The sequence below is a fragment of the Nostoc sp. CCY0012 genome, from assembly GCF_963920855.1.
Taxonomy (GTDB): domain Bacteria; phylum Cyanobacteriota; class Cyanobacteriia; order Cyanobacteriales; family Nostocaceae; genus Cyanocohniella.
Map to the genome: position 1 here is coordinate 1 of NZ_CAWUDM010000190.1, position 5,915 is coordinate 5,915.

Sequence of the window (5,915 nt, forward strand, 5' to 3'; positions counted from 1 at the left end):
CCGGATTAAACTGAAGCGCCTTTATCCGTCAATTAATTTTTGACAGACTACTAGGATGGGGACTAATCTTGGTTACTGGGTAAGTGTTAATTTAATCAGCTCGATGATCTTCGATGATCTGTCTGTAAAGCACCACTAGCCACTGCTAAAGCGCGATAAATTGCATAACTGCCAGAGTGGGTACCAATCACGTTGCGATGTGCTTGTTTGGTCAAAGTAGCAATCACTGGGCCACGTTGCATCGACTTTGCAGTTCCCCAATTAATGGCAATTGGCTTAGGGCCAAAGCTACTGGGATGGGAAGTGAGAACAATATGCCTGGAAACGCTATTTTGCTTTGGCATAGTCATATGTTTATTTGTGATGTTTTTATAAACTATTAGTCACCAGTGATTTGTCAACTACTTATAGTTAGTTTTTGTTTTTAAAATGTTGATATTTTAACGACTAATCACTCATTACTTTACAGGTTGCTTTTAGGGTTAGTAGTATTACTTAATACAATAGGTAACACAGAAATTGCTGACTTTACAATTCCGGGCTGAGAATTTTAAAGATGACTTTAAAAAAGACTTAGTAGATTTCCTGGGAAAGTTGATACCTTTATACAAAGATACAAAGATATAATCACTTATCTCAAATTCATGGATTCTTTATCTATCAGTTCTTTACTTGAAGATTTGAAAAACCCCGACGCCACTGTGAGAGACCAAGCTACCAAAAAACTCTGGCGGATCTGGTTTCAACAAAAGGGAATTTATGGGCTGGAGAGAATTGACCAGAGTCAAAAGTTACTTGATGCTGGGGAAACAGCTGAAGCCAAGACAATGTTGACAGAACTCATCAAAGACCAACCAGATTTTGCCGAAGCCTGGAATCGACGTGCTTTTCTCTACTACAGCATAGGAGACTATAAACAATCTTTGGCAGACTGCCAAATGGTGATTCAGATTAATCCAGTTCATTTTGGAGCGCTGCATGGCATGGGTTTGTGTTACGCCGCACTAGGAAAATATAGTCAAGCAATCAAAGCCTTTAAGCGCGCTTTAGAAATTCAACCCTATTCCTTGGTAAACCAAAAATTAATTTTAGAATGTACACTCCGACTCAGCTAAACCAGCAGTTGTACCAATCTTGGTGTGAAAAATTTGATTTTATTGTTTTATGGATTTGATCACACCAACGTCAACTGCAACTCATTGCTTGAGTTGTCACCATTGCTTTAACTTGCTTTCATTTACATGGATAGCAGTGTTTTAGCTGGTTGTACTCAGAGTAACCTTGTTGATGGGTTACGGAATTTATGCCGTAAACGCCATAGCCTAGGAAATTCCCAAAGTTACTGTAGCAGCCATCTTTCAAAAAGACCCGTAATGTCTCATAGCCCATCCCAACACAGCAATTAACATCTTTTCCAACCTCAAAGGCTAACCTATTTATATTTCTACGGTTGTTAATGTCACTTAGTTGTTATTACTGCAAGGCAAGTATGGTTTTTTGATGACCAAAAGCACTTTTATAACTTTAAAACAACAAATAAATTATGACGCAATTAAATAAATTAATTAGCTCTCTACAAAGTATAGAAATTATTACAGATCCGCCTCAAGTAGCCAAATTATCTCAGGATTACCATACCTTTAGCCCTGTTTTAGTACCAAAGCTAGAGGGGAAAGTGGGGGATATTGTTGTGCGTCCTGCTAACCAACAAGAGGTTATCGCAGTAGCAGCCGCTTGCGCCAAACATAAAATACCCCTAACAGTGCGGGGTGCGGGAACAGGTAATTATGGGCAATGCGTACCTTTGCATGGCGGTGTAATTCTGGATATGACCAAAATGCACAATATTCATTGGGTAAAACCAGGAGTAGCGAGGGTAGAACCTGGCGTAAAGTTGGTAGCCATAGATAAAAAAGCGCGAGACATCGGTTGGGAAATCCGTATGGCACCTTCCACATATCGCACAGCCACAATTGGCGGATTTATTGCTGGTGGGAGTGGGGGAATTGGCTCAATTCAATATGGATTATTAGGCGATCGCGGTAATCTTTTAGGTCTGCAAGTTGTTACCTTAGAAGATGAACCCCGTGTTATCGAATTACGCGGCGACGATGTGCAAAAAGTCAATCATGCTTGGGGAATTAATGGCATCATCACCGAAATAGAAATTCCCTTAGGGCCAGCTTATCCTTGGGCCGAAGTCATTGTTACCTTTGATGACTTTATGGCAGCCGCCAAGTTTGGGCAAGCCCTGGGTAATGCCGATGGCATGATGAAAAAATTAATTGCTGTTTTTGCATCGCCAATATCCCAATATTTTCATCCCTTACAACAGTACATTCCCGAAGGTACTCACCCAGTATTATTAATGCTGGCTGAACCCAATTTAGAATCATTACCTGGTTTAGTAAAGCAATACGGCGGTAAAATTACTTATGAAAAACCAGCAAATGATAAAGGTGCGAATTTAGGAGAATTTACTTGGAATCACACCACCTTACACGCCCGGACTGTCGATACTTCCATCACTTACTTACAAAGTATGTTCCCTGCTGATACCAGCTTAGAATTGGTGGAGCATATGTATCATCATTTTGGTGATGAAGTAATGATGCACTTAGAATTTATTCGGGTGAATGGTAGAGTAACTCCTGGTGCTTTACAGCTTGTGCGTTACAGCACCGAAGAACGTCTCAATGAAATTATTCGCTATCACGAAGCTAAAGGTGTATTCATTGCCAATCCTCACACATACATTATTGAAGATGGCGGGAGAAAAATTATTGATCCTGAGCAGTTAAAATTTAAAGAAATGGTTGACCCTTATGGATTGATGAATCCTGGTAAAAGCAAAGTTTTGCAATGCCAAATTTCACATTAAGTTAAGAAATCACAGATCATACTTAATCTGTGTTTATCTATGGTATGTTTCCAGAACCGTGGAGACTATCCTCAAATCCAATATCCAACATCTCCCATGCTTGAAATTGACGGTTCCTACGGAGAAGGAGGCGGACAGGTTCTTCGTACCTCCTTGAGTTTAGCCGCCATCACTGGCCAACCGATACGCATTGCAGGGATTCGCGCCAAACGCAAAAAACCAGGATTAGCAGCGCAACACTTAACAGCTGTTCGCGCAGCTGCGAGAGTTTGTCACGCCCAAATGCACGGTGATGCTTTAGGTTCATTGAACTTAGAATTCATTCCCAGTAGTTATGTACAAGCGGGAAATTATACCTTTGATGTCAGTGAAGCTCGACAAGGTAGTTCGGCTGGTGCAATTACTTTAGTTTTACAGACTATCCTCTTACCTTTGTCCCTAGCCTCTGGTGATTCTTTGGTGACGTTGCGGGGTGGAACTCATGTCAACTTCAGCCCCACAATTACTTATATTCAACAAGTCTATCTACCAATACTCCAGCGTATGGGGATAGAAGCAGAAGTTCAATTAGGTGCTTGGGGGTGGTATCCCCAAGGTGGGGGAGAAATCAAGTTGCGGGTGAGGGGTGGTAGAAAACTCAGCGGAATCAACTTGGTAGAACGTGGAGATTTACAGCAAGTACGGGGACTAGCGGTAGTTACGCAACTACCCGCACATATTCCCCAACGCATGGCGAATCGGGCCGAAAATTTGTTGCAAGAAGCAGGATTAAAAGTCAATATACAGGCTTTGCGAGAAAAGGGTGTAGCACCAGGGGCAGGTATTTTTTTAACTGCTGAATATCAAAATAGTTTAACTGGCTTTGGTGGATTTGGTCGTTTGCGGATGACATCAGAAAAAGTGGCAGAAATTGCTTGCAAACAACTGATGAGATTTCATCAAACTGGCGCACCAGTAGATGAGCATTTAGCAGATCAATTATTACTACCTGCTGTGTTAGCTACCAATGAAAGCCAATATCGAGTAGCTGAGTTGAGTACACATTTAACAACTAATGCAGCTATAATTGAACAATTTAGACTGGCGCGCATCACACTAGATGCAAGAGAAAACCTTGTGGCTGTACATCCTGTTTGCGGATAATTTAGATTAAAACCTAGAATAGTTAATACATTTGTTAATTGCTAGAATATATAAAAATTAGGCTGCACACAGAAGTGTTGAATGTTAAGAAATCTGTGATAAAAATAGCCCAAAATATGGTAAGTTCTGGGCGAAGGATTAAAATAAATTGATTGATAATGATTATAAATTCATTTCCCAATATTGTCAAAGACATCCTCAGACCGTTGCCAAAAAATGATTATCCAGTTTTGAACAGCCGTCTTTATGTTGAGTGTTGGTTGGCATATGCCTTGGATAATAGCTTAACAAGTATGCGGGACTTATTTAAAAGATTAAACAATACGGGAATTGATGTAAGTATTTCAACATTTTCCAAGGCTAACACACATAGAAACCAAGAAATATTCCAAAATATTTATCATCAATTGAATCAATTAATCCAGAAAAAGTCCAGAAAAAATTACATGACAAATATGCAATTTGTCCAATTGACTCAACAGTAATTACATTAACAAGCAAGTTGCTATGGGTTCTAGGTCATCATCAAGTCAAACTGTTTAGTTCCCTCAATCTGTCAACAGGCAGTCCAGAAGATAATTTGATAAATTTTGGTCATGACCATGATTATAAATTCGGTTCATCAATGATGTCTAATTTACCGCCAGAGGCAATTGGGGTAATGGATAGAGGAGGCAGTGCGTTGGGCGGGTTCCCCGACTTGTTCGCGGAGCGTCTCGAAGAGAAGCAACTGCCGTGATTTGCAGGACTCAATTTCATGCAATAGTTAGTGCAAAAAGACAAATATTTTGTAGTGAGAATTACTATTGGTAAATTCTTTCTTAGAAATCACCTTATATCCACTGCCATGAAAGGCTATGACTATTGTCATCACTTCTGATAAATGCATCCTCGATTTGCTACGCTTTTCTCCCATTGTTGATGGCAATTGTGGTACCTGCCGCCAGAGGTTTGACCATTGGTGACAAAAATCATCTACGTCGCAGAAAATTTGCGTGATATCGAGGCGAAATACAATGGTGGACATAGCCGAAACCTGGATTTTTCTTAGATATTTTTAGTTTCGGCATTTTTTTGTCACTTTTTTACCGCTTCTCAATTAATCGTAGTAATTCCCTCCCCCACTGTGCGCTCTGGCGAACTGACAAAAGCCCTCCGGGCATCCAAGAAACAGCGCTGGCGCTATCGCCTGCTTCTGCCTCGTTCAGCAAATTCATATACAACAAGCTTTTTGCGTTTTCCTCTCCGTCGAACTCACGTTAAATTATGGTATTACATCACCTGATGACATCAAGTACACTCTACGCTCTGTCTCTTGACTTCACCGATATTTACCTCCTGCAAACCAGAAGGACATAACAGGCGAATCTCTTTTTCTTTAAAATTGGCGGGTTAGTCGCGTAATTTCACGATACCTCTCAGGAGAAGGAATAAGAATAAGAATGTATCATTTGCATTCAACCCCTGGAATCAAGCCGCAAATCCGATAGTGCTTGTACTGCCATATCCATATGTATATGTATATAAGATTAGATCTAATCTAATTGAAATATCTGCCTCAAAGGCGTTGTCAGCAAAGGATAGAGGCATCCGAAAAAAAAGTTAGAGAAAAAGCTTGACGAAACCTGAGGGAGTAGATATATTAGATAAGTGCCAAAGCGAAAGCCGCCGCACCTGAACCGTGAAAAAGAAATATTTTGAAAGCTTAAAGAAAAACCAATCCTCGTCAAAAAGATTAAGTTTTGGGAAAGAATCCCAGAAGGAAAATCAAAAAAATATCAGGATTCCGAAATAACTATAACTAGTTTAAATCGGAGCCACAAACTCGAAACACAACAAAACGGAGAGTTTGATCCTGGCTCAGGATGAACGCTGGCGGTATGCTTAACAC

4 protein-coding genes and 2 pseudogenes are annotated in these 5,915 nt (G+C 40.3%); 4 read left to right on the forward strand and 2 right to left on the reverse strand.

Annotation, left to right across the window (positions count from 1 at the left end):
- Positions 1-110 precede the first annotated feature (110 nt).
- Positions 111-344 (reverse strand): annotated as a pseudogene (locus tag ACM0OS_RS28140) (hypothetical protein); the annotation flags it as partial.
- 300 nt (positions 345-644) lie between these two features.
- Here ACM0OS_RS28140 and ACM0OS_RS28145 point away from each other — a divergent pair.
- From ACM0OS_RS28145 to ACM0OS_RS28160, 4 genes and pseudogenes are all read left to right on the forward strand, one after another.
- Complete coding sequence (locus ACM0OS_RS28145; protein ID WP_414546474.1) at positions 645-1,115, forward strand: tetratricopeptide repeat protein; 471 nt, start codon at positions 645-647, stop codon at positions 1,113-1,115.
- A 428-nt stretch (positions 1,116-1,543) separates the two neighbouring features.
- Complete coding sequence (locus tag ACM0OS_RS28150; protein WP_414546475.1) at positions 1,544-2,881, forward strand: FAD-binding oxidoreductase; 1,338 nt, start codon at positions 1,544-1,546, stop codon at positions 2,879-2,881.
- Positions 2,882-2,977: 96 nt separating this feature from the next.
- Positions 2,978-4,024 (forward strand): RNA 3'-terminal phosphate cyclase, encoded by a 1,047-nt coding sequence (gene rtcA / locus ACM0OS_RS28155; RefSeq protein WP_414546476.1) that lies wholly within the window; start codon positions 2,978-2,980, stop codon positions 4,022-4,024.
- A gap of 158 nt (positions 4,025-4,182) precedes the next feature.
- Positions 4,183-4,736: pseudogene (locus tag ACM0OS_RS28160) on the forward strand (IS4 family transposase); the annotation flags it as partial.
- Positions 4,737-4,790: 54 nt separating this feature from the next.
- Here ACM0OS_RS28160 and ACM0OS_RS28165 read toward each other — a convergent pair.
- Positions 4,791-5,051, reverse strand: coding sequence for a hypothetical protein (locus tag ACM0OS_RS28165; RefSeq protein ID WP_414546477.1), 261 nt, complete (start codon positions 5,049-5,051; stop codon positions 4,791-4,793).
- Positions 5,052-5,915: the final 864 nt, after the last annotated feature.

Coding starts and splice junctions, on each gene's coding strand:
- ACM0OS_RS28165 (WP_414546477.1), bottom strand. CDS start 5,051: ATGTCCACCATTGTATTTCGCCTCGATATCACGCAAATTTTCTGCGAC.
- rtcA (WP_414546476.1), top strand. CDS start 2,978: ATGCTTGAAATTGACGGTTCCTACGGAGAAGGAGGCGGACAGGTTCTT.
- ACM0OS_RS28150 (WP_414546475.1), top strand. CDS start 1,544: ATGACGCAATTAAATAAATTAATTAGCTCTCTACAAAGTATAGAAATT.
- ACM0OS_RS28145 (WP_414546474.1), top strand. CDS start 645: ATGGATTCTTTATCTATCAGTTCTTTACTTGAAGATTTGAAAAACCCC.